Below are 25,898 nucleotides of genomic sequence, written 5' to 3' on the forward strand. Positions count from 1 at the left end.
CTATATAAATGAATATAAGAATATTAGGCATAGATCCAGGATTAAGAAAAACTGGATTTGGAGTCATAGATAAACATGGCACTAATATATCCTATATAACAAGTGGTACCATATTGGTACCACTTGGTATTCCTATGTCTGAAAGACTAAAAGTTATTTTTGATAATTTAAAACAGGTCATAGATGAAACAAAACCAGATGTTGCATCCATTGAAATAATATTTATGAATACGAATCCAGCTACCACCTTATTACTTGGCCAAGCTAGGGGAGCAGCTTTTTGCTCAGTTGCTAGTAATAATATACCAACTTATGAATATACAGCACTGCAAATAAAAAAAGCAGTAGTTGGCACTGGAAGAGCTGCAAAAAGACAGATGCAAACAATGGTGCAGCATTTGCTATCATTAAATGGTATGCCAGCATCAGATTCAGCAGATGCACTTGCATGTGCTATTTGTCATGCCCATGTTAGCTCCTTACAAAATAAAATTCTAAAAATAGAAAAATTATTAGGTAGCAAAAAGAAAATTAGAAATGGCCGTGTAATTATATAACATGGCTAATTATTATATTAGGTTGTATTCCATATGATAGAAAGAATATCTGGATTGTTGTTAGAAACATGGTCTAACAGCATTTGTATAGATGTACAAGGAGTTGGTTACGAGATAGAAATACCAACAAGTCTATTACCAAGATTACCAAATATTGGAGAAAAAGTTACATTATTTACTTATCTAGTAATAAGAGAAGATGCACATATATTATTTGGATTTGACAATCAACAAGATAGAGTGGTATTTAAATTGCTTATGAAAACAAATGGTATTGGCACAAGAACAGCTTTATCAATCTTATCAAACATGACTGTTAAAGAAATAATATCAGCCATTACATTACAAGATACATCAATTCTAACTAAAATACCAGGAATAGGACAAAAAACAGCAGAAAGACTAATATTAGAAATGAGAGATAAAATAAAATCTTCACATATTGAAGATCATATTTATGAATCAAGTAAAAAAACAGATATAATAGAAGCCATGATTTCTTTAGGATACTCATCAAAAGAGATTATGTCTATAATCAATTTGTTACCTGAGCAACTAACTCTGCCAGAAACTATAAAATATGCTCTTAGACTATTAAATAAAAGCTAAAACATATTCATTACAACATATTAAATTTACCAACATTCTTTTTAATTCCATAAATTATGGATTAGAATAATAACTATACTCATATCTTAAGAAGAAACAAAATATATGGCCATAAAATCTGACCATCTAAAATCAAATACTACCAGAAATATTTTAGAACCGGCAAAATATACAGTAGAAGAAAAAATTGAAAAAGCATTGCGTCCAAAAAGTCTATCAGAATATATAGGACAAAAAAACACATGTGAACAATTAAATATTTTTATAAAAGCTGCCACACAAAGAAATGAAGCTCTAGATCATGTATTGTTATTTGGACCTCCAGGATTAGGTAAAACAACAATGGCCCATATTATTTCTCATGAAATGAAGGCCAATTTACGCCAAACATCAGGACCAATATTAGAAAAACCTGGTGATTTAGCAGCTATACTTACCAATATGGAAAAAAATGATGTGCTCTTTATAGATGAAATTCATAGATTATCATCTGTTGTAGAAGAAATTTTATACCCTGCTCTAGAAGATTTCCAGATTGATATTCTTATAGGAGAAGGACCATCTGCTAAAAGCGTAAAGTTAGATCTGCAGCCATTTACTTTAATAGGAGCAACTACTAGAGCAGGAATGCTAACAAATCCCTTAAGAGATCGTTTTGGAATTGTTTCTCGTCTTGAATTTTATGACCCCAAAGAATTAACTCAAATTATTATGCGTAGTGCGAAATTACTTAACACAAGTATTACAAATGATGGAGCTAATGAAATAGCGAATAGATCAAGAGGAACACCTAGAATAGCGAATAGATTATTGAGAAGAGTAAGGGACTATGCTCAGGTAAAAGCTGAAGGAAATATAAATGCAGAAATAGCAAATCATGCGCTAACTATGTTAGAAGTAGATCCTCATGGCCTTGATTTAATGGATAGAAAATTACTAGAAGCCATAGTCTATAGATTTGACGGAGGACCAGTGGGAATAGATAGCTTAGCTGCATCGATAGGAGAAGAAAAAGATACAATTGAAGATGTTATTGAACCTTATCTTATTCAACATGGTTATATACAAAGAACGCCAAGAGGAAGAATCGCAACATCGATAACATTAAATCATATTGGCTCGACAGATATTATCAATAATAGACAGAAAAATATACAATTTGATGGAAAAGATAAAGAATATACCTATAAATAATATTTTATTGACAAGTATAATTCACGAAGAACAATCATCACAATATGTATTATATAATAAATTTTGTTTATTATTCTAACCACTAAACAACTCAAACAATCAAAAGCATTTATGGATCCATCTAAAATAAAACCAACTATTCAAAATTTTTTATGCAGAATTATAGATAATGATATAAAAAATCATCATCTAGAAAATAGAATATGGTCAGGAGTACCAGGAGATGCTATATTTCAAAAATTAGCAAACAAAATTGATACAGCAAAAATTAGGACTAGATTTCCACCGGAACCAAATGGCTACTTACATATTGGACATGCTAAAAGCATATGTTTGAACTTTGGGTTAGCTGAACAATATAATGGGGCATGTCACTTAAGATTTGATGATACAAACCCAACCAAAGAAGAACAAGAATATGTGGATTCTATTATTGATGCTGTAAAATGGCTTGGATTTAGCTTTATAGAAAATAATAAAACTAATCTATATTTTGCTAGTGATTATTTTGATTATATGTATGATTTTGCACAAGCACTAATTATATCTGGATACGCATATGTAGATGAACAAAATTCTGAGCAAATAAAAAACACAAGAGGTTCATTAACCGAAACTGGCATTAATTCACCATGGAGAAATAGACCTTACAAAGAATCTCTGGAATTATTTGAAAATATGCGAAATGGTAAATATCAAGATGGACAACTTGTGCTAAGAGCTAAAATAGACATGGGATCTCCAAATATAAATATGAGAGATCCTGTAATGTATAGAATTAAACATGTTTTTCATCATAGAACTGCTAACAAGTGGTGTATATATCCCATGTACAATTGGGCTCATCCCATAGAAGATGCATTAGAAGGAATTACTCATAGTATTTGTACATTAGAATTTGAGGATATAAGACCACTATATGATTGGTTCTTAAACAAGTTAAAAGATCTAGGAAAAATAAGAGAACCTTTACCAAAACAATACGAATTTGCAAAACTCAAACTCAGTCATGTTATTACTAGTAAAAGAAAACTCTTACAGCTGGTAAAAGAAGGGATTGTCGAAGGATGGGATGACCCTAGAATGCCAACCTTACTAGGCTTAAAACGTAGAGGATATACTCCTAGATCTATAAAGTTATTTTGCAATAGAATATCAATATCTAAATCAGAATCTATAATAGATTATGCCCTTCTAGAACAATCTTTAAGAGATGATCTTGATCCTATTGCACCCAGAGCAATATGTATTATTGATCCTATAAAATTAATAATCACTAACTATCCTGAGGACATTAAAGAAAATTGTTATGCCCCAATTAACCCACATGATAAAGATATTGGAACTCGTGAATTGATTTTTGAAAAAGAAATCTGGATTGAGCGAGATGATTTTCAAGAAATTCCTTATGAAGGATATTATCGTTTATTTCCAGGAAATATAGTAAGGTTAAAATATGCTTATATAATAAAGTGTACTGGATTCCTAAAAAATGAAAAAGGTGAAATTATCGAGGTATATGCAGAATATATGCACGATACAAAAAGCGGCTCTCCTGGATCAAATAAAATAAAGGTAAAAAATACCATAACATGGCTTTCTACTTCTCAAACACAATCTATTATTGTTAATTTATATGACAGATTGTTTTTCGACCCAGAACCAGATTCAGGTAATAAAGATTTCTTAAAACTTATAAATAAAAATTCGAAAAAAACTACTAAAGCTTTATTGGAACCAAATTGCTTTATTAAAAATGATACCAATTGGCAATTTGAAAGATTAGGTTATTTTGCTTTGGACTATAAAGAAAGCAAAGATAATTGTTATGTGCTCAACAGAGTTGTAACCTTAAAAGATTCTTGGTCAATTTAGAATATGATAAACAAATCCTTAATTGAATTTAAAAGTGCCAGTTTTAATATATATGCTCCGAAAATTATACTGCATACTGCTAATATAAACGACTTAAGAATTTTAATAACAAAACATATATATAATTCTGGAAATTTTTTTAAAAATGAATATATAGTTATAGATGCTAATCAGATAGACCAAATTATAGACTGGGACATACTGATTAAAATTTTTAAAGAACATGAGATCAATATATTAGGAGTAATAGCTAATAATATTAATATTAGGAATGCGATCAAAGCCGGCTTATCTCCGTTGGATATTATAAATAATAAGAATATTAAGATCGAAACAAATACTACACAATTACCAACTATGCTAATTGATAAACCGTTACGCTCTGGGCAAAAAATATATGCTGATAAATCTGATCTTATCGTCATTGGAATGGTTAGCCAGGGAGCTGAAATTATAGCAGATGGAAATATACATGTGTATGGTCCACTAAGAGGTAAAGCAATGGCTGGAGCACAAGGTAATAAAGAAGCTAGAATATTTACAACACAATTAAATGCAGAATTATTAGCTATATCAGGTGTTTATCAAGTTATAGAAAATAATTTAAAAAATACTGTTATGAATAAACCAGCTATAGTACATCTAATAGCTGAAAAACTAACAATAACTAGTATATAATTTTTAAGAATTAAACTTATTATAATAATAGTGGAATTTATTAAGATAATAAAGTATTATTAGAAAATAATATTGACATTATAATTTATTTATAGTATTAGCTTAGGTAAATTATAAATACCAAATATTAATTTTAAAACTTTGAACATTCATAAGGATTTACACGTCGTGGCGCGAGTTGTTGTAGTAACTTCTGGTAAAGGAGGCGTGGGTAAAACCACTAGCAGTGCTAGCTTTTCTGCTGGACTAGCTTTGCGCGGCTATAAAACTATCGTAATAGATTTTGATGTCGGATTACGTAATCTTGATCTTATTATGGGTTGTGAAAGAAGAGTAGTATATGATTTCATAAACGTAGTACAAGGAGATGCTAATCTCAAACAAGCTCTAATAAAAGATAAAAATACTGATAATCTGTTTATACTTCCTGCTTCGCAAACAAGAGATAAAGATGCATTGACACAATCTGGAGTAGAGCAAGTTTTAGAAGATTTAAAAAAAATGGGTTTTGAATACATAGTATGCGACTCTCCAGCTGGGATAGAGTCCGGTGCTTTAATGGCTGCCTATTTTGCAGATGATGCTATTATTGTAACAAATCCAGAAATCTCTTCTGTAAGAGACTCTGATAGAATTTTAGGGATACTATCTTCAAAATCAAAACGTGCTGTAGAAGGCTTAGAACCTATAAAAGAATTCTTATTGATAACTAGATATAACCCAAAAAGAGTTATTAATGGTGAAATGCTCTCAATTTCGGATATAGAAGACATTTTGCGCATTAACTTAGCTGGCGTTATACCTGAATCTGAATCAGTGCTACATGCTTCTAACCAAGGCCTGCCTGCTATTCATCTTAAGGAAACACCAGTATCAATAGCATATAATGATCTTGTTTCTCGTTATTTAGGTGAGTCCATTCCAATGAAATTTACAGAATATGAAAAACCTAGCTTTATCAAACGACTTTTTGGAGGTAGATAAAACATGTCATTTCTGTCGTTTTTATTAGGAGAAAAGAAAAAAACTGCCTCTGTTGCTAAGGAAAGATTACAAATCATTCTTGCGCACGAGCGCTCAAACAAAAACTCACCAGACTATCTAAATAAACTACAACAAGAACTTATAGCGGTTTTATCGAAGTATGTTGCAATAAATCCTGATGATATTAAAGTTAATATTGAAAGTCAAGGCTCTTTGGATGTACTTGAAGTAAAAATAGAGATGCAACAAAAAACATAATAAAATAAATAAGTCTATGAACATGAGCATAATTTCTGTTAACTGATATTAATGCTCATGTCAAATTCACGCTATACCTACCTTAATGATTTAAATTTTAGTCTTTTGGGAATTAAATCATTATCTTTCATTAATATTTTTTTGTTAGTTTCATATTCACTATAATTGCCATTAAAGAAAACTACTTTTGAATTACCTTCAAATGCTATTATGTGAGTAGCTATTCGATCTAAAAACCATCGGTCATGACTGATAACTAGAATTGAACCGGCAAACTCTATCAAAGCATCTTCTAATGCTCTCAATGTCTCTACATCTAAATCATTTGATGGTTCATCTAACAACAAAACGTTTGAACCATTTAATAGGGTTTTAGCTAAATGAAGCCGCCCTCTTTCACCTCCAGATAATAAACCTATTTTTTTATTTTGGTCACTACCTTTAAAATTAAACCTACTTAAATAGGCGCGTGTAGACATTAAAAATTTACCAACAGTAATATTATCTGCACCTTCAGATATATAATTAAAAACAGTTTGATCAGATAATAAATCATCCCTTGATTGATCAACATAGGATATACTAACCGTTTTCCCTATAGAAACAGAGCCTGTATTAATATCCTCTGCTCCTGTGATAATCCTAAATAAAGTAGATTTACCTGCTCCATTAGGGCCAATTATACCAACAATAGCACCCTGAGGAACATTAAAGCTCAAGTTATCTATTAATAATCGATCACCATAAGACTTGCTTACATTACTAAATTCTATGATATCGTTCCCTAATCTCTCAGCAACAGGAATAAATATTTCTTGTGTTTCATTACGTTTTTGATATTCATAAGATGACATCTCTTCAAAACGCTTCAAGCGAGCTTTTGATTTAGACTGCCTACCTTTAGCATTACTAGAGACCCACTCTAATTCTTTCTTGATCGTTCGTTGTCTAGCAGACTCTGTGCTTTCTTCACTCAATAAACGTGTTTCTTTTTGTTTTAACCAAGAACTATAGTTTCCTCTCCATGGTATGCCATAACCCCTATCTAGCTCTAATATCCACTCTGCAACATTATCTAAAAAATATCTATCATGAGTAACAGCAACGACTGTACCACTAAATTTATGTAAGAATTGCTCCAGCCATTCTACACTTTCTGCATCTAAATGATTAGTTGGTTCATCTAGTAAAAGCATATCTGGCTTAGATAAAAGCATTCTACATAAAGCTACTCTTCTTTTTTCTCCCCCCGAAAGATCGCTTATTCTAGAATCCCAAGATGGTATACGTAAAGCCTCTGCAGCTATTTCAATTTGGAGATCTAAATCATCAAAACCACTAGATGCAGAGGCCGTTATTATAGATTCTAACTCAGCCTGCTCTAGTGATAATTTATCAAAATCAGCATCAGGTTCAGCATAAGCCGCATATACTAGCTCTAAACGTTTCTTTGCAGCATAAATATTACCTAGTCCTTCTTCTATTATTTCTCTCACTGATAAATTAGAATCAAGTATTGGCTCTTGAGGAAGATAACCTATCTTAAGACCAGGCATAGGTGTAGCTTTCCCATCAATATCATTATCTAAACCAGCCATGATTTTTAACAATGTTGATTTTCCAGAACCATTTAACCCAAGAACACCAATTTTTGCACCAGGAAAAAATGACAGTGAAATATCACGAAGAATATTTTTATTAGATGAAACAGTCTTACTAACTCGATTCATCGTATATACATACTTAGTCATTTATATACTATTAAATATTAATTAAATCAAAGATATAAAAACATTATAACTTTAAAAAAATTTATACAGTAACCATAAACATCAGTTACTGTATAATCTAAGGAACTCTAATTGAAAACATCAATTTTAGCAAAAAGAATATAAAGATATCCTTATACAATGCTATAACAAATTATAATCATAGAAGGAAAAAATTTTCCAATATGGTCAAAATAAGCTAAAAATCAAATTTTCTTTATTTTTTCTAACATCTTAAATACATCTTTTGATAAATTTACAAACAATCTTTTATAAATTTTACTAAGACAACGACGTTCAAGTGTATTGCGTCTCACACGTTTACGTTCTGCCACAATAAGTCTCCTTAAATATTAAAAATAATCTATTTATTAAATAGGATCAATTATTATATAAATATGTTATCAATATACTATAATTACAAGAAAAACTGTACAACCTTTAACTATTAAATAAAAACAATAATTTTAGTTTATAACAGTCTGGGATTATATGAGTGGAAAAATCAAAATATCAGGAGCATTACAAAACAATCTAAAAAATATCAATTTAGAAATTGATACAAATGAATTTGTAGTTATTACTGGGGTATCTGGTTCTGGCAAAAGTTCACTAGCTATAGACACTTTGTTTTCTGAAGGCCAAAATAGATACCTAGAAACATTCTCAACATATGCAAGACAAATTTTAAATTCTGCAAATAAGCCAAAGGCAGATAAGATAGAAGGCATACTACCTGCTATTCTTATTAATCAAAAAAATACCATAAAACATTCCCATAGCACAGTTGGGACTATTACTGAAATATGTGACTACTTAAAACTATTCTTTGCAAATAACTCTAAGTTATTTTGCAAAGAATGCAATACTTTAATACAAAAGAATAATCCTGAATCTATATTTCAAAATGTTTTATATAAAACAAAAGAGATAGACAAACCAAAATTAATTATATCTTTTGACTTTTTAACTTCTGAAGAAATAAAAGATGATATATTAAAATTCTTAGCCAGCAAAGGATACTTAAATGTACATCAAGATAACGTTATTAAGCAAGAAAATGGCATAACTTACATTGTTTTAAATGTTATACAAGACAGATTGATTCTAACTCATCAAAATAAAACCAGATTCCTAGAATCCGTAAATACTGCCCTATCAATGGGTAAAAATATGGTTACAATCCAATTGTTGGATAAAGATAAAATTACTAATACATGGAAATATAGTGGTTCTCTATACTGCACGAATTGCAATATAACATACAGCGATATTACATCTGATCATTTTTCATTTTCATCTCCATTAGGAGCTTGTGTTGAGTGTAATGGTTTTGGCAATAAAATAGTTATAGATATAGATAAAGTGATCCCAGACAGCTCTATTTCTTTATTAGATGGTGCAATAAAACCATGGAGAACAGATACTTTTAAAAGTTGTCAAATGGATTTAGAAAGATATGCTGCAAAATACTCAATACCACTATCAAAACCATGGAAAAGCCTAAAAGAAAATGAAAAAAACTGGGTTATTAATGGAGAGGCTTCTTGGGAAAACAATGATTATTCTTGGAAAAATGTATGGTATGGGATAAAAAATTTTTTTGAATATCTAGAATCAAAATCATACAAAATGCATATTAGGATATTACTATCAAAGTACAGAAAACATATTATATGCCCAAAATGCAATGGAAATAGATTAAAAAAAGACTCTTTACTATGGTATATATGCTCAAAAATAGAATATAAAAATAATGAAATAACTGAGAAGCAAGAATATAAAAAAGAATTTAATATCAGCGATATACTAAATTTGCCATTAGAACAAACTCTCTCACTACTTAAAAAGTTTTCTAAAAATCAAGATCTTAATGAAAAATCGACAATACGAGAGATTATAAAAAGAATACAAACACTAAATAATATTGGAGTTGGATATTTAAATCTAAATAGGCAAAGCAAAACACTCTCTGGTGGAGAATTACAAAGAATTAATTTAACTACAGCACTTGGCTCCTCGTTAATAAATACTCTTTTTATAATAGATGAACCAACCAATGGTCTTCATTATTGTGATGTCCATAAAATTATTAGAGAACTAAAACAATTACGTAATATTGGTAATTGTGTAATTGTAATAGAACATAATAAAGATGCAATATTATCAGCAGATAGACTTATAGAAATGGGTCCAGGATCAGGAATAAATGGAGGAAAAATTATCTTTGATGATCATCCATCAAAGATAATAAAATCAAACACCATAACTGGCAAATATATACAAGAAAAAAATCATCATTATAAATCAAATTTTCAACAAACTAATCAAATAAATATTATAGGAGCGAATGCTAATAACCTAAAAAATATTAATTTAAAAATACCATTAAATAATTTTATATGTATTACTGGTATCTCAGGATCAGGAAAAAGTTCCCTTGTTAAAGAAATTATCTATAACTCTATATATGACTTTAAAGAAACAGGCACTATAAAAACAAAAACAGTAAAAAATATAACTGGAATAGAAAATATAACAGAAATATATCTTATAGATAGCAGTCCACTCATAAAAAGCTCGAGATCTACACCAGTTAGTTATCTTGGAATATTTGAAATAATTAGAGATATTTTTGCAAAAGCAGATATATCTATAGAAAGAAATTATAAATCTAATGTATTCAGTATGAATAGTGGTTTAGGTCGGTGTCCTGAATGTGAGGGTAAAGGATTAAAGAAAATTGAGATGCAGTTTATATCTGATATATACATAGAATGTGAAGAATGTGAAGGAAAACGTTTCCGCCCAGAAATATTGGAAGTTAAAATTTATAGGAACAATCAAAAATATTCTATAGACCAAGTATTAAATATGACTATACAAGAAGCAATAATTATATTTGATAATGATAATCTGCTCACAGACTCTCTTTCTTGTATGGTATCGTTAGGTTTAAATCATATAACTCTAGGTCAAACTATATCTATAATGTCTAATGGAGAAATTAGAAGATTAAAACTTGCAAAATACTTAGCAAAATTTAGATCAGGAAATGCAAATCAAAATTCTCTATTATTATTAGATGAACCTACTGCAGGCCTACATATTAACGAGATTGATTTGCTCATAACAGCCTTAAAAGACGTGGTAAAATCAGGAAATACAGTAATAGCAGTAGAGCATAATTTGCAATTAATTAGATCTTCTGATTGGATATGTGATTTGGGACCAGGCGCTGGAGAAAATGGAGGGAAGATAGTAGCAATAGGTACTCCAGAAGATATTAAAAAGAACGATATTTCGTTTACTGGCAAAGCATTAATAGAACAAGACATATTATCAAATAATACAATTTTGCAAAAACAATATTTCCATAGAAACAAAATAAAAAGAATAAGGAAAGATAATAATATTAAAATATTTAATGCATATGAAAATAATCTCAAAAATATTAATTTAGAGTTACCTTTAGGAAAATTTATCGCTATTACTGGTGTATCTGGATCAGGAAAATCAACTATAGCATTTGATATATTATTTAATGAAGGCCAACGAAGATATCTAATGACTATGAATGCTTATGCTCGTTCAATCATACATACAGCACAAAAGCCACATGTTGATAAAATCCTCAACCTACCACCAACTGCTGCTATATCTCAAAGATTAAATAGTACAAGTCATAAATCAACTGTTGGGACTATATCAGAAATAAATAATTTTCTAAGATTGCTATTTTCTAAATTGGGACAACAACACTGTTATAAATGTGGTTTAAAAATAACCACATTCACTATAGAACAAATTATTTCTCGCATAAAAAATATTTTTTATAATAGAACTATCATTATTTCAAGCCCTATAAAAACTAGCAATAAAACCTTGATAAGAAATCTTGCTAAAAAATTAAACCTATCTATAGATATAAATAAAACAAAAGAAAATACAATTATATATTTGCCAATAGAAGAAATCAAAATTAGTAAAAAAAATGAAATACTATTAAATAATATAATAAAAAATGCCTTAAAATATAGTGATGGATTCGTTCAAATAAGTGAGAAAATAGAATCTGAATCTCTTAAGCTAGAAAATAAAGCAATTATTTATTCAACAAAGCAAACATGTTTACATTGCGAAATTGATTATCCAAAAATAGATTCCCAATTATTCTCATATAATAATAAAAAAGGATGGTGTTATAGCTGCCAAGGCACAGGCATACTAATAAAAAATCAATCATTACAAAAAACAAATGATCTAAAACAAAACAACAATGATTTAAAATGCAAGGTATGTGATGGGAAAAGACTGAATAACATATCTCTATCTGTATTATGGAAAAACCTTAATATTAATGATTTCACTTCAATGTCTATAGATGATTTAAAAAATTTTTTTAATAAAAATTGTGCTGAAATCACAGAAAATAAAATAGCTAATGAAATTATAAAAGAAATTATAAAACGTTTAGATTTTATGGATAACCTAGGAATAGGCTATCTTTCTCTAAATAGATCTGAACCAACCCTATCAGGCGGAGAATTACAGAGAGTACATTTATCATCACAATTAGGATCAGAATCCCAAGGAATATGTTATATATTAGATGAGCCAACCATAGGATTGCATGCACGTGATAATAAATCATTAATCAAATCGCTTGCAAATCTTACAAATAATGGAAATACAGTTATAGTAGTAGAACATGATCCAGAAGTCATTAAAAGTGCTTCTTACCTTATAGAGGTAGGACCAGGTGCTGGGGTTAGAGGTGGTAAAATTATCAACCAAGGACCAATGGATACAATTTTAAAAAACAATCAATCTTATTTTACAAAACACAACATTACACTTAATAATATTAATGAACTGAATTCCAACAAAAAAATTTCTTCTAAAAATAATTTAGAAATTAAAAATGTATCACAAAACAACTTAAAAAATATAAATGTAAAATTTCCTCTAGGTTTTTTAAATGTGGTCACAGGAGTATCTGGATCAGGAAAATCAACTCTAATACAAAAGGTTCTGTTTAATAATATTAAATCTAAACTCGATGATAAATCATATATCTGGGAACACTGCACAAACATTAAGAATTTCGAAAACATAAATAAAATACTATCTGTAGACCAAACACCGATAGGAAAAAATTCTCGTTCTTGCCCTGCAACTTTTATAGGTTTTTGGGATGAAATTCGTAAAATTTTTGCTAATTCTAACGAATCAAAAATTAGAGGATGGTCAGCATCAAGATTCTCCTTTAATTCTAAAGAAGGTAGATGTGAAGAATGCAAAGGTACAGGCATAAAAACTATTGAAATGAACTTCATGACTAATTCTAAGAGTCAATGTAATTTATGCAAGGGCAGTCGATTCAATAGCGAAACAAAAACTATCGAATTCTCAGGATTTAATATTGGTGAAATTTTATCTATGGATGTTGATCAAGCTTTAAAAACCTTTACAAATTTTCCCAGAATTAGTCATCCCCTGAAACTAATGCAAGAAATTGGCCTAGGCTATCTACCTATTGGACAATCATCTTCAGATTTATCAGGAGGAGAAGCCCAAAGAATAAAAATAGTAACTGAATTGTCAAAAATAAAAGACTCTACACACACACACAACACTATATATGTATTAGATGAACCAACTATAGGATTATCATCTTATGATATAAAAAAATTGGTCTTAGTATTGCGTAAATTAACAGAATTAAATAATACTGTTGTCGTTATAGAACACAACTTAGATTTTATTATTCAATCTGATTGGATAGTAGATATAGGACCTGAAGGAGGAAAAAACGGAGGACAATTATTATTTCAAGGAACGATTAATAATTTATTAAAAGAAAATGTAAATTCCTATACAAAAGAAGCAATCATAGAATATATGAAACAATCTTTTTAACTAGAATTTTTTATACAGAATTCCTCCTCAATAATACTAATAGCTATACTAGAAGCAGCAAAACCCATAGAGGCCGTTGATGTCACAATAGATCCATATCCTGAACATGCAAGTCCATGCTGAAAATCTGTTTTAGAACAGTTATTAGGGTACACAGTATGTTGTTCAAACCACAAAGCATTTAAGCCAAATTTCCTAGGAAATCTATTGCTAGAACAACTGTTTTTCAGTAAGTTTAAAAACCTACTATCTTTACGAATTTTATATCTTAATGATGATAAAAGAGAATCATATTTAGCCAAAGAAATATCACCATACTTAAGAGAAAAGGGATCCGTTTTTCCTCCAGCAGCCCCACATAACAATAATGGAATTTTTTTACTCATTGAAAAAAATACTATTGCTAATTTTGACGCAACTTGATCTATACAATCTATAATAATATTATATTCATCTGATAAAATACTATTAATATTATCTGATGTAATAAATTCCTCTTTACAAACTATATGACACGATGGATTTATTTCTAATATACGTTCTGCCATTGTAAAAATTTTTGTTTTCCCTATAGTAGAACTTAAAGCATGAATCTGCCTATTAATATTAGATTCAGATATGTTATCTAAATCTACCATCGTAATATTCCCAACACCTGTCCTGGCTAATGCTTCTACAGCCCATGATCCTACTCCTCCAACACCTATAACAGCAACATGAGAGTTCCTAAAAAAATCAAAAAGCTTCTCATTATATAATCTAACTACGCCACTAAATCTTCTAGTCAAATTAACATCAATATTTTCTTTCATACATAATTACTTATTATAAAGGGTAATAATTTAAGATGAGATTCTTTCAAATCACTACCTAACTATTGTTAAAAACATATCTTTAAATTAATATTAAATTTTAGAATTATTTAAAGAAATAACAATTATGTCAAACATATCAAATCTACGCCAAAACTATTATAAAAACCAAATAATAGAAGAAAATCTATTGAAATCTCCTTTTGATCAATTTAGTTTATGGTTCTCAGATGCTGTAGATAATAAAATATATGAACCTAATACAATGATTTTAAGCACAGTAAATGAAAAATTACAACCATCTTCTAGAATATTATTGTTAAAAAACTTTGATAATAACGGCTTTGTTTTTTATACTAACTATAAATCTCGCAAAGGTTTAGATTTAACAAATAATCCTAAAGCTTGTTTACTTTTCTTTTGGCCTACTTTAGAGCGTCAAATTAGAATAGAAGGAATTGTTAATAAAATTTCTGCTACAGAATCTGATGAATATTTTAAAAGCCGTCCATTAGGCTCTAAGATTGGAGCATGGGCTTCTATTCAGAGTGAACAAATTGCAAGTCGTAAAATACTCGAAGATAAAGAAAAGTATTTTCAAAATAGATTTGGTGATAATCCTCCAAGACCTGACTATTGGGGTGGCTATAATTTAAAACCATCATACTTTGAATTCTGGCAAGGAAGACCTTCTAGGCTACATGATAGAATTGCATATATTCTGGAAAATGATAACTACTGGATCATCAACAGACTATCTCCATAAAACATCATAAGAATCATAAAAGCATAAATATAAAATATCCCTATGGAAGAAAAATTACGCAAATCATTTGGAAAATATGTTACTGGAGTAGCTATTGTAAGTACAAATTTCAATGACAAAGCTGTTGGGTTAACTATAAATTCATTTTCATCATTATCTCTTGATCCGGCAATGGTAATTTGGAACCTTTCTGTTAAATCATCGGCAAAAAATATATTTACAAATTGCAATAACTATGTAATACAAATCTTATCTAATCAACAAATTCATCTTGCAAAAATTTTCTCTAAAAAAAATATTTTTGAAAGATTTGATACCGTAAAAAAAATAATGTCTCCAAGTGGAACTTTTATGATAAATGATAATTTTACTGCATGGTTTGACTGTTACAATTACAAACAATATGTTGAAGGAGATCATATTATTATGATAGGAAAAGTCGAATATCTTTTTTATTCAGAACTTAATCCTTTAATTTTTTACAATGGAAGACTAAATGAAAATTTCAATTCCTAATAAATATTTTAGAATTCAGTATAAAAATGAATAACTATAATATAGACTTGTTTTTACCGAAGTCCAATAATACTGATTGTTTTGCAAAGATACTAGCCACAACTATACTAAATCATAATAAAAAACCTATTAGACTTTATCTAAAAGGAGAAATTGGTACAGGAAAAACTACTTTTGCAAGATCATTTTTAAAAACAATTGGAGTTATAGATAAAATTAAAAGCCCAAGCTACTCTATTTTAGAGCAATATAATATTAAAAATTTGAATATATATCATTTTGATTTTTATAGAATAAATAATCAGTTAGAATTCCTAGATCTAGGTTTCAAAGATTTATTAGATGAAAAAGCAATATTTATAATAGAATGGCCAGAAAAAACTAAAGAATTGCTACCTATACCTGATATAGAAATTTTTTTTCAATGTTATAAGGAAGGAAGAATAGCTAAAATATTAGCCCAAACAATACAGGGAATAGAATGGATCAAGATAATGGAGATAAAAAAAACAAATCTCTAAAATCTATTATGAAACGACAATTTATAATCCTGATTTCATTAATAATCTTATCTCTCTTATTTCCTAAAATAGGTTTCTCACACTCTAACAAGGTACTATCAATTAGGTTATGGCCCTCAGAAGAATATGTAAGAATAATAGTTGAATCATCAAAATACTTAAATCATAAAAGTTTTTTTTTGAAAAATCCCAACAGATTAGTTTTAGATATAGAAAATATAGAAATAGATTCTACTATAATAAAAAATATAGAAAATATTAAAATTACCAATTCTTATATTGAAAATATAAGAATTGGTAAAAGAAACTTGAACAACTTTAGACTAGTATTCGATTTAAAAGAAAAAATTGATTCTCAAATATTCACTCTAAAACCAATAGCTAGTTACAAATATAGGACCATTTTAGATTTATACCCAAAAATTACAAATGACCCAATTAAAGCAATCATATATAATCAAAAAGAATATAGAAATAATAAATTAGAAGAAATAATAACAAATCTTATAAAAGATAATGACCATTGTGATGAAAAAAACAATAATATAAATTTAACAAATCAAAAAATCATAATAGTAATTGATCCTGGTCATGGTGGAGAAGATCCTGGAGCTATAGGAGTTAATGGAACAAAGGAAAAAGATATAGTCTTATCAATAGCAAAAAAAATAGAAACATTATTAAAAACACAAAATAATATTGTGACTTACTTAACTAGAAATGATGATTGTTTTGTGCCTCTAACTATACGCACACAAAAAGCTAGGCTTTTAAAAGCAAATCTTTTTATTTCTATCCACGCAAATTCATGGATAGAACCTGGAACAAATGGAGCCTCAGTATTTGCATTATCAAAAGATAAGTCATCTAGCATACAAGCTAAATGGCTTGCTGACAAAGAAAATAAATCTGACTTAATAGGTGGAGTTAATTTACATAATCAAGATGAAAAAATAGCTAAAATATTACTAGATTTATCTACTGCTGCACAAATTAAAGATTCAAAAAGAATAGGAGCCATATTACTAAAAGAATTAGAAAAAATTAGCAAATTACATAGTAAAGATGTAGAACAAGCAGAATTTGCAATTTTACAAATTCCTGATATACCATCTATTCTAGTAGAAACAGCTTTTATTAGTAATCCCAAAGAAGAAAAATTACTAAATTCAGATCAACATCAAAATAAAATAGCTAATGCTATTTTTAAAACCATTATTAAGTATTTTAAAATAGAGTGTAACTCAAATTAAAAATAAAAAAATATATTAAATTTGATGATATGAATAAAAATTTAATTTACAAAAATCGTGCAATATTAAAACTCTCAGACTTATTAGTGAGTCAAATAGCTGCAGGAGAAATTATAGATAGACCATCTTCAATTGTAAAAGAATTGCTAGAAAACTCTATCGATGCAAAGTCAACGTCTATAGAAATTTATATTGATGGTGGAGGCATAAAACAAATAATAGTAATTGATAATGGTCAAGGAATAAGCAAACAAGATTTAGCAATGGCGATTACTAGACATGCAACAAGCAAAATATATAACCTAGAAGAATTAAATTCTACATTATCACTAGGTTTTCGAGGAGAAGCATTAGCTTCTATCAGTTCAATATCTGATTTAACTATCATTTCCCGTACAATCAAATCACAAAATGCTTGGCAAATTAACTCAAAAACACAAAAAATACTTCCTGCCCTAGGTTTGCCTGGAACAACAATTAAAGTACAACAGATTTTTGATAATATACCAGCACGCCGAAAATTTCTTAAATCTGAAGGAACAGAATGGCTTCATTGTCTATCTATAATAGAAAAAATAGCAATATCACACCCACAAATATGTTTTAAAATATTTCATAATAAAAAACTACAAAAACAATGGATGGCTAATGATACATATAGTAGAATCAAGGATATTTTTGGAAAAAAAATCTCAGATACATATCTTAAAATAGATCAATCAAGTAATGATATAAGGATTAGAGGTATTATTTCTCAATCAATTGATAATCAATTAAAATCACACTACCAATATTTATATGTAAATGATAGATATGTGCAAGATAGGATCGTAAATCATGCTATAAAATCAGCATATCAAGATATACTACACCACAATAGCAAATTATCATTTATTATATTTATTTATATTAATCCTAATCTAATAGATGTAAATATTCACCCACAAAAAAATGAAGTAAAATTTCGTGATAGCAATGCAATTTACAAATTTATAAGAACAGTAATTAATAAAACTATTTCTAATAATAGTAATCAAATTATTTCTAAACAGATAGAAGATGAAATAATAGAAAATATTGTTGAAGATAACTACAAACAAGTAAATATAGAATATTCTGCATTTAAGAATACAAATAATAATAATATTTTTGAAAATAATTCAAAAACACAACAATCACAAATAAAGCAGAATAATAAAGAATATCCACTTGGTTTAGCAATAGCACAGATACATGGTATATACATATTATCTCAAAATAAAAATGGACTAATTATAATAGATGCACATGCAGCACATGAACGTATAATATATGAAAAACTTAAAAAATCGTTTGTTAATCATTCAATACAGATACAAAAGCTTATTTCTCCTATAAATATAGAAGTTAAAGAAGAATTTTTAGAGATTGTTAAAAATCATCAATCTGATTTATTAAGTCTTGGGTTCGATATAAGTTGTAACATAGCTAAATCTTATATTTCTATAAAACATATTCCATCTATAATAAAACTAAACAATCTTGAAGAAGTACTATTAAATATCTTTAATGAAATTAATTTAATAGGACAGTCATGCTCTATTCTGGAAAATTATAATAAAATACTAGCTACAATTGCATGTCATTGTTCTATAAGGGCAAATCGTATATTAAATCTAGAGGAAATGAATAGCTTGTTAAGACAGATGGAACTTACAGAAAAATCTGACTATTGTAATCATGGAAGACCTACATGGGTTCAACTGAGCATTAAACAAATTGATAAATTCTTTTTAAGAGGTAAATAATTATTAATAATTATTCAACTATTATTTGTCTTACTGGCCCAACAGCTTCGGGAAAAACTGCTATTGCTATAGAATTATCTAAATACTGGCCAATAGAAATTATTAATATGGATTCAGCCACTATTTATAAAGGAATGGATATAGGATCTGCTAAACCATCTAGGGAAGAACAAATAATAACTAAACAACACCTGATAGATATAATTGACCCAATTGAATCATATTCAGCAGCAAGTTTTTGTTCTGATACATCAAATTTATTATCAGATATTTTAGAAAGAAAAAAAATCCCTATAATAGCTGGTGGAACGATGATGTACTATAAATCTTTAAGAGAAGGTATTGATGATTTACCTACATCAAATCGAATCATGCGTCAAATGATAGAAGAGAAAGCCAATAAAAATGGATGGCCTTTTCTACATGATTATTTAAAAAAAATAGATCCTACTACAGCAAGTAAAATAGGTGTTAGAGATAAACAAAGAATACAAAGATCGTTAGAGGTTTTTTTTACAACAGGAAAACCATTATCAAGTTTACTGAAAATCAGAAATAATCAATTAACTCATAATAAATATAAATATATAACTATCAGTTTAGAGCCATCAAATAGATCTATTCTACATGATAGAATAACTAAAAGATTCAACACAATGATACAAAATGGACTTTTAGAAGAAGTAGCTTCTCTTTTTAAGAGAGGTGATCTAAACACAACAATACCATCGATAAGATGTGTTGGATATAGACAATTATGGGAATATTTTGAAGGAAAAAACTCCTTAGAAATTGCCATTGAAAAAAGCATAATAGCAACTAGACAATTAGCTAAAAAACAGATGACTTGGTTAAGATCGCAGCCAGAAAGAATTATTATAGATTGTTTAGATAAAAACTATAATAAAAAAACTATAGACGCCTTAGCACCTATAGTTGAAAACAATTATAAAAATAGCAAGTAAAAACTTAGACTACATAAGTACTAGACATATCTTTTTCTCTACTTACTATTTCACCTATTTTGACTACATCTTCACCATTAGCCAAAAGATCACTCATTATTTCATCTGCTTGATTTCTAGGAACTACTAAAACCATACCAATCCCACAGTTAAAAACTCTGTACATTTCATTATCTTTTATATTTCCAGATTTTTGGAGCCAACTGAATAGATCAGGCATTCTCCAAGAATCCCTATATAATTTAGCTGAAATATTTTGGTTTAAAATTCTAGGAATATTATCTAACAACCCTCCTCCAGTAATATGAGCTAACCCTTTAATCCCTTTACTGAACTTATTAATTACAGATAAGATTGATTTAACATAAATTTTAGTTGGAGCCATTACTACATCAATAAGTGGCTGACCATAAAAATCTTGATAAGGTTTAGAATCAGTTACATCTATAATTTTTCTAATTAAAGAATACCCATTAGAATGAGCTCCACTAGAAGTTAGGCCTAAAATAATATCTCCAACATCTATTGAACTACCATTTATAATTGATGATTTTTCGACAGCACCAACAGCAAATCCAGCAAGATCATATTCACCATCTGGATACATTCCAGGCATCTCTGCTGTTTCACCACCTATCAATGCACAACCTGATAGTTCACAACCCTTAGCAATGCCAGCTATCACAGAAGAAGCGATATCTACTGACAGTTTACCACAAGCAAAATAATCTAAAAAAAATAACGGTTCAGCACCTTGTACTAATATATCATTTACACTCATCGCAACTAAATCTATACCTACTGTACCATGTGAATTCCATTCAAAAGCTAAACGTAATTTCGTTCCAACTCCATCTGTACCAGACACCAAAACTGGATTAACAAATTTTTTTGGAACTTCAAATAAAGCACCGAATCCTCCTATACCAGTCAATACTTCAGGACGTGTTGTCTTAGCTGCAAAAGGCTTTATTTTACTAATTAAAGCTTCACCTGCATCTATATCAACACCTGCATCACGATAATTTAAGGAAGTAGAATTTAAATTAGACATATTTAACTTTATATAAAAAAACTACAATTAGTTAAAATGAAAACAATATTTTAACCACCAACACTATAATGTATATTTATAACATTTTTTCTAGACTTGTTGTCAATGATTTTCATGAAACTCATTGATAGATTTCAACAAAGTATAGTATATACTAGAGATATAATTATTTATACTCAGTAATAGAATTAACCTGTAAAGCATGAAACAACATCAGCTTATTTTAAATATACTACCTAATATTGAACCATCTTTATCTAATTATATTTTAGGAATAAACACTGAAGCATTACATGCTGTTAAATCAATAACAGGAGGAAGAGCTTTATATATATGGGGCGAGAAAGGTTCTGGAAAAAGCCATATATTACGTGCAATTACTAAGGAGAGAAACAGCGCATATATTAATTATAAAAATTGCTATGAAATATTCGATCTAGCAATTAATAATGAAGTAGAATCTATTCCGAAGTTGATAGCTATAGATGATGTTCATCTGCTCAATAATAGCCAACAATCTGGACTATTTAGTCTATATAATCGTTGGCGTGAACTGTCACAAACTGAAAAATCTTTTGCTATGATTTTATCTGGTGATAAAAAACCAATACTAATGAATATAAGAGAAGATCTAAGAACTCGTCTAGGATGGGATATATCATTTCGTATTGAAACATTATCAGATAAAGACAAATTAAATGCGTTAAAAACCTTAGGAAATAAACTAGGAATTAGAAATCTAGATAATGTTATCCAATGGATGTTAAAATATTGTAACCGAGATATAAAATATCTCATGAATCTATTAATTCTATTAAATAAATACTCAATTTCGACAAAACGTCCTATTACTGTAAATTTACTTAGAACCATGCTAAAAGAATCGGAGTATATCCAGATATGAACAATAATCTTGCCCTATTCGACCTAGATCATACCTTGATACCTATAGATAGTGATTATCAATGGGCTAATTTCCTAGCAAGAACAGGAAGAACTGGGACAACACCAGAAATAGCAATTAAACTAAATAATGAATTAATGGAGAAGTATAATCAAGGCAAATTATCAATAGAAGAATCTGCAGAATTTATGCTTGGTTTACTAAAAATACATACTCCTTATGATTTATCAAAATTTCATGAAGAGTTTATGCAAAAAATAGTTAGACCTTCAATAAAAAATCCAGCAATAGATATTGTAGAAAAACATTTAAAACAAGGTGACCTTTGTGCAATAGTAACTGCTACCAATAATTTTGTAACTATACCAATAGCTAGAGCATTTGGAATACCATACTTGATAGCAACAGAGGCTGAATATATTAATGGTAGATATACAGGAAAATTTATTGGTACTCCTAGCTTCAGAGAGGGTAAAGTTATTCGCGTAAATCAATGGTTATCTACTTTAAATTATAGTTTTGATAATTTTAAAAAAACATATTTCTACAGTGACTCTATAAATGATCTTCCTTTACTAGAAAAAGTGACTAATCCAATAGCCACTAACCCTAGTAAAAAACTTAGGAATATAGCTCAACAAAAAAATTGGGAAACCATAGATATTTTTGAAAATTTAGATGACAATAAATCTTAATGTTGACAAAAATAATTCATAAAATATGCTATTTTTTCGGATATATGAAACCTAAAATAGTAAAAAAAAATAAACATAATATAAATATAGACGATATATCAACTAATGCTATAAAAGTATGTGAAACTCTACAAAAAGCAGGATTTATGTCTTATATAGTAGGAGGGGCTATTAGAGATTTGATTATTGGATTGAAACCTAAAGACTTTGATATAACAACAAATGCTAGCCCAGAAGAAGTTAAGTCACTATTTAGAAGAGCTTATATAATTGGCAAACGTTTTAGAATTGTCCATGTAATTATGGGGAAAGAACTTATAGAAATTTCAACTTTTAGATCAAATCCTTTGGAAAAAGATGAGTTTGGACGTATTTTAAAAGATAATTCCTTCGGCTCACATCAAGAAGATGCATCAAGAAGAGATTTTACTATAAACTCACTGTACTATAATCCTATGAAACAAGAAATAATTGATTATTATTCTGGATTAAAAGACCTAGAACATAAAAAAATTAGAATAATAGGAAATGCTGTAGAAAAATATAGAGAAGATCCTGTAAGAATGCTAAGAGCTGTAAGATTATCCACTAAAATTAATGGAACTCTAGAAAAAAACACCAATTTTGAAATAGATATATTAAAAGATCTGATTACTAATATCCCGCAAGCAAGATTATTTGATGAAATAATTAAAATTCTTACATGTGGAAATTCTTTTTCTTGTCTAGAACAATTACATGTTAAGAATATATTACATAACTTAATTCCATCATTAAATAAAACATTTACAAATAAAAAAGATATTAACTTCATAAAAATTGCATTGGATAATACTGATTATAGACTATCAACAAATAAAAGCATAAGCCCTGGATTTCTATTAGCTATAATACTTTGGGAACCAACAAAATCTTTATGGATCGAATTACTATCTAAACAAAATAATTCTTTTTTATCAATGGACCAAGCATCAGACAAAGTGCTATTTGATCAATCAAGAACTCTAAAAATACATAAAAGAATCACTATCGATGCAAAAGAAATTTGGTTAATGCAAGCAAGATTAGAAGCAAAAAATATAAAAAATTATTATAGAATCATCGAAAATACTAAATTCAGGGCTGCATTAGATTTTATGCAATTAAGAGCACAAGCAAAAGAGATAGATAATGTATTATCAAATTGGTGGCTTGATTTTTATAAAGCTAATGATGATTTAAGAAAACAAATGATCATAGAAAGACAAAATAAAAAATCAAAAAAAAAAAAAACAAAAGATAATTAAATTTTAAAATTTTAAATAATTAATGAAAATGCATTTTATAAAGACTTATATTGGATTAGGTTCTAATCAAGGTGACAGTATCGAAAATATTAAAAATGCTATAGATTATATTTATTCTGTTTTTCATAAAAATAATTGTAGAACATCTAAATTATATTCAACAACACCTGTAGATGCTGAAGGACCAAACTTTACTAATTCTGTAATGGAGATATATTTGACTAACAGCCCAATAAATCTCCTTGATAAGCTACACAGAATAGAAAACAAATTTGGAAGGATAAGGCCGTATAAAAATGCCCCCAGAACACTTGATATTGATATATTATTGTATAGTAATCAAATAATACAAAGTCACGATTTAGTAATTCCTCATCCTAGGATGCATGAAAGGCTATTTGTTTTAAAACCATTACAAGATTTAGAACCAAATATAGAATTACCTATTTATGGCAATATTAATAATTTAATAAAAAAAATTAAGAATCAGAAAATTAGTATTATTGAGTAATATAAAAAACAAATTCAAACAGAATAAAATCATTCAAATACAATATGCTTTTTTGCAAAAACACATAAAATGCTTACATTTCAACAAATTATATTTAATTTACAACAGTATTGGAATAAACAAGGTTGTATCATACTACAACCTTATGATATGGAAATAGGTGCAGGTACATCTCACACAGCTACTTTCCTAAGAGCTATAGGACCAGAACCATGGAGAGCTGCCTATGTTCAACCATCTAGACGTCCTAAAGATGGTAGATATGGAAAAAATCCTAATCGTTTACAACAATACTACCAATTTCAGGTAATTTTGAAACCATCTCCTCTTAATATTATAGATCTATACATAGAATCCTTAAAAGAACTAGGCATAAATCCAATAGATCATGATATCCGCTTTATTGAAGACAATTGGGAAAATCCGACATTAGGTGCCTGGGGTCTTGGATGGGAAGTATGGTTAAATGGAATGGAAATAACACAATTTACATACTTTCAACAAATAGGTGGAATGGATTGCAATCCAACTACAGGAGAAATTACTTATGGTTTAGAAAGATTAGCAATGTATTTACAAAATGTAAATAATATATACGATATTACTTGGACAAGAAATAATCATGATATTTCAATATCATATGGTGATATCCATCTTCAAAATGAACAAGAACAATCAAAATTTAATTTTGAATATGCTTCAATTGAAATGTTATTTAATCATTTCAATGACTATGAGAATGAAGCACAAAAACTAGTAGAACTATCGCTACCAATCCCAGCTTACGAAAGAACACTAAAGGCAGCTCATATATTTAATTTATTAGATTCACGTGGAGCTATAAGTGTAACAGAAAGAGCATCATATATAGGAAGGATACGTAATTTATCTCGATCAATTGCAAATGCATACTATATAAGCAGAGAAAAAATAGAGTTCCCTTTAATATCGAAAAAATAATATATTATCCAATGGAATATGA

At 28.6% G+C, this 25,898-nt stretch carries 22 protein-coding genes; 19 read left to right on the forward strand and 3 right to left on the reverse strand.

Annotated features, from left to right (window positions below; translation table 11 throughout):
- The first annotated feature begins 14 nt into the window (after positions 1-14).
- From ruvC to minE, 7 genes are all read left to right on the forward strand, one after another.
- Positions 15-557: a crossover junction endodeoxyribonuclease RuvC gene (gene ruvC, locus I1N47_02805; protein ID WBF65910.1), complete on the forward strand. Its 543-nt coding sequence runs from the start codon at positions 15-17 to the stop codon at positions 555-557.
- 33 nt (positions 558-590) lie between these two features.
- Positions 591-1,166: a Holliday junction branch migration protein RuvA gene (gene ruvA, locus I1N47_02810; protein ID WBF65365.1), complete on the forward strand. Its 576-nt coding sequence runs from the start codon at positions 591-593 to the stop codon at positions 1,164-1,166.
- A 105-nt stretch (positions 1,167-1,271) separates the two neighbouring features.
- Positions 1,272-2,360: a Holliday junction branch migration DNA helicase RuvB gene (gene ruvB / locus I1N47_02815; protein WBF65366.1), complete on the forward strand. Its 1,089-nt coding sequence runs from the start codon at positions 1,272-1,274 to the stop codon at positions 2,358-2,360.
- 111 nt (positions 2,361-2,471) lie between these two features.
- A complete protein-coding gene (locus tag I1N47_02820; GenBank protein WBF65367.1) occupies positions 2,472-4,235 on the forward strand; it encodes a glutamine--tRNA ligase/YqeY domain fusion protein in 1,764 nt (587 codons plus the stop codon).
- Between the two features lie 6 nt (positions 4,236-4,241).
- Positions 4,242-4,913: a septum site-determining protein MinC gene (gene minC, locus I1N47_02825; protein WBF65911.1), complete on the forward strand. Its 672-nt coding sequence runs from the start codon at positions 4,242-4,244 to the stop codon at positions 4,911-4,913.
- 168 nt (positions 4,914-5,081) lie between these two features.
- On the forward strand, positions 5,082-5,897 hold the full coding sequence (gene minD / locus I1N47_02830; GenBank protein WBF65368.1) for a septum site-determining protein MinD: 816 nt from the start codon (positions 5,082-5,084) through the stop codon (positions 5,895-5,897).
- Between the two features lie 3 nt (positions 5,898-5,900).
- The gene (gene minE / locus I1N47_02835; protein WBF65369.1) at positions 5,901-6,155 is read left to right on the forward strand and encodes a cell division topological specificity factor MinE; all 255 of its coding nucleotides are present in this window, start codon (positions 5,901-5,903) and stop codon (positions 6,153-6,155) included.
- 77 nt (positions 6,156-6,232) lie between these two features.
- On the opposite strand, the gene ettA is transcribed toward minE, so the two are convergent.
- Positions 6,233-7,906 (reverse strand): energy-dependent translational throttle protein EttA, encoded by a 1,674-nt coding sequence (gene ettA / locus I1N47_02840; GenBank protein ID WBF65370.1) that lies wholly within the window; start codon positions 7,904-7,906, stop codon positions 6,233-6,235.
- Positions 7,907-8,416: 510 nt separating this feature from the next.
- Between ettA and uvrA the strand changes: the two genes are divergently transcribed.
- A complete protein-coding gene (gene uvrA / locus I1N47_02845) occupies positions 8,417-13,846 on the forward strand; it encodes an excinuclease ABC subunit UvrA (protein ID WBF65371.1) in 5,430 nt (1,809 codons plus the stop codon).
- Here uvrA and I1N47_02850 read toward each other — a convergent pair.
- Positions 13,843-14,658 (reverse strand): ThiF family adenylyltransferase, encoded by an 816-nt coding sequence (locus I1N47_02850; GenBank protein WBF65372.1) that lies wholly within the window; start codon positions 14,656-14,658, stop codon positions 13,843-13,845. The genes uvrA and I1N47_02850 overlap by 4 nt on opposite strands.
- A gap of 127 nt (positions 14,659-14,785) precedes the next feature.
- Between I1N47_02850 and pdxH the strand changes: the two genes are divergently transcribed.
- Genes pdxH through miaA form a run of 6 tightly spaced genes read left to right on the forward strand, consistent with a single transcriptional unit; the run spans position 14,786 to position 20,466 of the window.
- Positions 14,786-15,424, forward strand: a complete 639-nt coding sequence (gene pdxH / locus I1N47_02855; protein ID WBF65373.1) for a pyridoxamine 5'-phosphate oxidase — start codon at positions 14,786-14,788, stop codon at positions 15,422-15,424.
- Positions 15,425-15,466: 42 nt separating this feature from the next.
- Positions 15,467-15,940 (forward strand): flavin reductase family protein, encoded by a 474-nt coding sequence (locus I1N47_02860; protein ID WBF65374.1) that lies wholly within the window; start codon positions 15,467-15,469, stop codon positions 15,938-15,940.
- Positions 15,941-15,966: 26 nt separating this feature from the next.
- Positions 15,967-16,461: a tRNA (adenosine(37)-N6)-threonylcarbamoyltransferase complex ATPase subunit type 1 TsaE gene (tsaE, locus tag I1N47_02865; protein ID WBF65375.1), complete on the forward strand. Its 495-nt coding sequence runs from the start codon at positions 15,967-15,969 to the stop codon at positions 16,459-16,461.
- Positions 16,462-16,469: 8 nt separating this feature from the next.
- The gene (locus I1N47_02870; GenBank protein WBF65912.1) at positions 16,470-17,714 is read left to right on the forward strand and encodes an N-acetylmuramoyl-L-alanine amidase; all 1,245 of its coding nucleotides are present in this window, start codon (positions 16,470-16,472) and stop codon (positions 17,712-17,714) included.
- 29 nt (positions 17,715-17,743) lie between these two features.
- On the forward strand, positions 17,744-19,501 hold the full coding sequence (gene mutL, locus I1N47_02875) for a DNA mismatch repair endonuclease MutL (GenBank protein ID WBF65376.1): 1,758 nt from the start codon (positions 17,744-17,746) through the stop codon (positions 19,499-19,501).
- Between the two features lie 20 nt (positions 19,502-19,521).
- The gene (miaA, locus tag I1N47_02880; GenBank protein ID WBF65913.1) at positions 19,522-20,466 is read left to right on the forward strand and encodes a tRNA (adenosine(37)-N6)-dimethylallyltransferase MiaA; all 945 of its coding nucleotides are present in this window, start codon (positions 19,522-19,524) and stop codon (positions 20,464-20,466) included.
- A 4-nt stretch (positions 20,467-20,470) separates the two neighbouring features.
- On the opposite strand, the gene purM is transcribed toward miaA, so the two are convergent.
- Positions 20,471-21,520 (reverse strand): phosphoribosylformylglycinamidine cyclo-ligase, encoded by a 1,050-nt coding sequence (gene purM / locus I1N47_02885; protein ID WBF65377.1) that lies wholly within the window; start codon positions 21,518-21,520, stop codon positions 20,471-20,473.
- 202 nt (positions 21,521-21,722) lie between these two features.
- On the opposite strand from purM, the gene I1N47_02890 reads away from it, so the two are divergent.
- The 5 genes from I1N47_02890 to glyQ all read left to right on the forward strand — a co-directional run bounded on the left by I1N47_02890 (position 21,723) and on the right by glyQ (position 25,876).
- Positions 21,723-22,424 (forward strand): DnaA regulatory inactivator Hda, encoded by a 702-nt coding sequence (locus I1N47_02890; GenBank protein ID WBF65378.1) that lies wholly within the window; start codon positions 21,723-21,725, stop codon positions 22,422-22,424.
- Positions 22,421-23,119: an HAD family hydrolase gene (locus tag I1N47_02895; GenBank protein ID WBF65379.1), complete on the forward strand. Its 699-nt coding sequence runs from the start codon at positions 22,421-22,423 to the stop codon at positions 23,117-23,119. The genes I1N47_02890 and I1N47_02895 overlap by 4 nt, the downstream gene beginning before the upstream one ends.
- Entirely contained in the window at positions 23,119-24,405 is a 1,287-nt protein-coding gene (pcnB, locus tag I1N47_02900) for a polynucleotide adenylyltransferase PcnB (GenBank protein ID WBF65380.1), read from the forward strand. The genes I1N47_02895 and pcnB overlap by 1 nt, the downstream gene beginning before the upstream one ends.
- Before the next feature lie 28 nt (positions 24,406-24,433).
- Positions 24,434-24,916: a 2-amino-4-hydroxy-6-hydroxymethyldihydropteridine diphosphokinase gene (gene folK, locus I1N47_02905; GenBank protein ID WBF65914.1), complete on the forward strand. Its 483-nt coding sequence runs from the start codon at positions 24,434-24,436 to the stop codon at positions 24,914-24,916.
- Between the two features lie 69 nt (positions 24,917-24,985).
- Positions 24,986-25,876 carry a glycine--tRNA ligase subunit alpha gene (gene glyQ, locus I1N47_02910; GenBank protein ID WBF65381.1) on the forward strand — a complete coding sequence of 297 codons (891 nt, stop codon included), beginning with the start codon at positions 24,986-24,988 and terminating at the stop codon, positions 25,874-25,876.
- Positions 25,877-25,898 lie beyond the last annotated feature (22 nt).

Source organism: Candidatus Kinetoplastibacterium crithidii, from assembly GCA_027557655.1.
Lineage (GTDB): Bacteria > Pseudomonadota > Gammaproteobacteria > Burkholderiales > Burkholderiaceae_B > Kinetoplastidibacterium > Kinetoplastidibacterium crithidii_C.

Bases quoted from the DNA above. Each gene is read 5' to 3' on its own strand.
- ruvA (WBF65365.1), top strand. From the start codon at position 591: ATGATAGAAAGAATATCTGGATTGTTGTTAGAAACATGGTCTAACAGC.
- ruvB (WBF65366.1), top strand. From the start codon at position 1,272: ATGGCCATAAAATCTGACCATCTAAAATCAAATACTACCAGAAATATT.
- I1N47_02820 (WBF65367.1), top strand. From the start codon at position 2,472: ATGGATCCATCTAAAATAAAACCAACTATTCAAAATTTTTTATGCAGA.
- minE (WBF65369.1), top strand. From the start codon at position 5,901: ATGTCATTTCTGTCGTTTTTATTAGGAGAAAAGAAAAAAACTGCCTCT.
- ettA (WBF65370.1), bottom strand. From the start codon at position 7,906: ATGACTAAGTATGTATATACGATGAATCGAGTTAGTAAGACTGTTTCA.
- uvrA (WBF65371.1), top strand. From the start codon at position 8,417: ATGAGTGGAAAAATCAAAATATCAGGAGCATTACAAAACAATCTAAAA.
- I1N47_02850 (WBF65372.1), bottom strand. From the start codon at position 14,658: ATGAAAGAAAATATTGATGTTAATTTGACTAGAAGATTTAGTGGCGTA.
- pdxH (WBF65373.1), top strand. From the start codon at position 14,786: ATGTCAAACATATCAAATCTACGCCAAAACTATTATAAAAACCAAATA.
- I1N47_02860 (WBF65374.1), top strand. From the start codon at position 15,467: ATGGAAGAAAAATTACGCAAATCATTTGGAAAATATGTTACTGGAGTA.
- tsaE (WBF65375.1), top strand. From the start codon at position 15,967: ATGAATAACTATAATATAGACTTGTTTTTACCGAAGTCCAATAATACT.
- I1N47_02870 (WBF65912.1), top strand. From the start codon at position 16,470: ATGAAACGACAATTTATAATCCTGATTTCATTAATAATCTTATCTCTC.
- mutL (WBF65376.1), top strand. From the start codon at position 17,744: ATGAATAAAAATTTAATTTACAAAAATCGTGCAATATTAAAACTCTCA.
- purM (WBF65377.1), bottom strand. From the start codon at position 21,520: ATGTCTAATTTAAATTCTACTTCCTTAAATTATCGTGATGCAGGTGTT.
- I1N47_02890 (WBF65378.1), top strand. From the start codon at position 21,723: ATGAAACAACATCAGCTTATTTTAAATATACTACCTAATATTGAACCA.
- I1N47_02895 (WBF65379.1), top strand. From the start codon at position 22,421: ATGAACAATAATCTTGCCCTATTCGACCTAGATCATACCTTGATACCT.
- pcnB (WBF65380.1), top strand. From the start codon at position 23,119: ATGTTGACAAAAATAATTCATAAAATATGCTATTTTTTCGGATATATG.
- folK (WBF65914.1), top strand. From the start codon at position 24,434: ATGCATTTTATAAAGACTTATATTGGATTAGGTTCTAATCAAGGTGAC.
- glyQ (WBF65381.1), top strand. From the start codon at position 24,986: ATGCTTACATTTCAACAAATTATATTTAATTTACAACAGTATTGGAAT.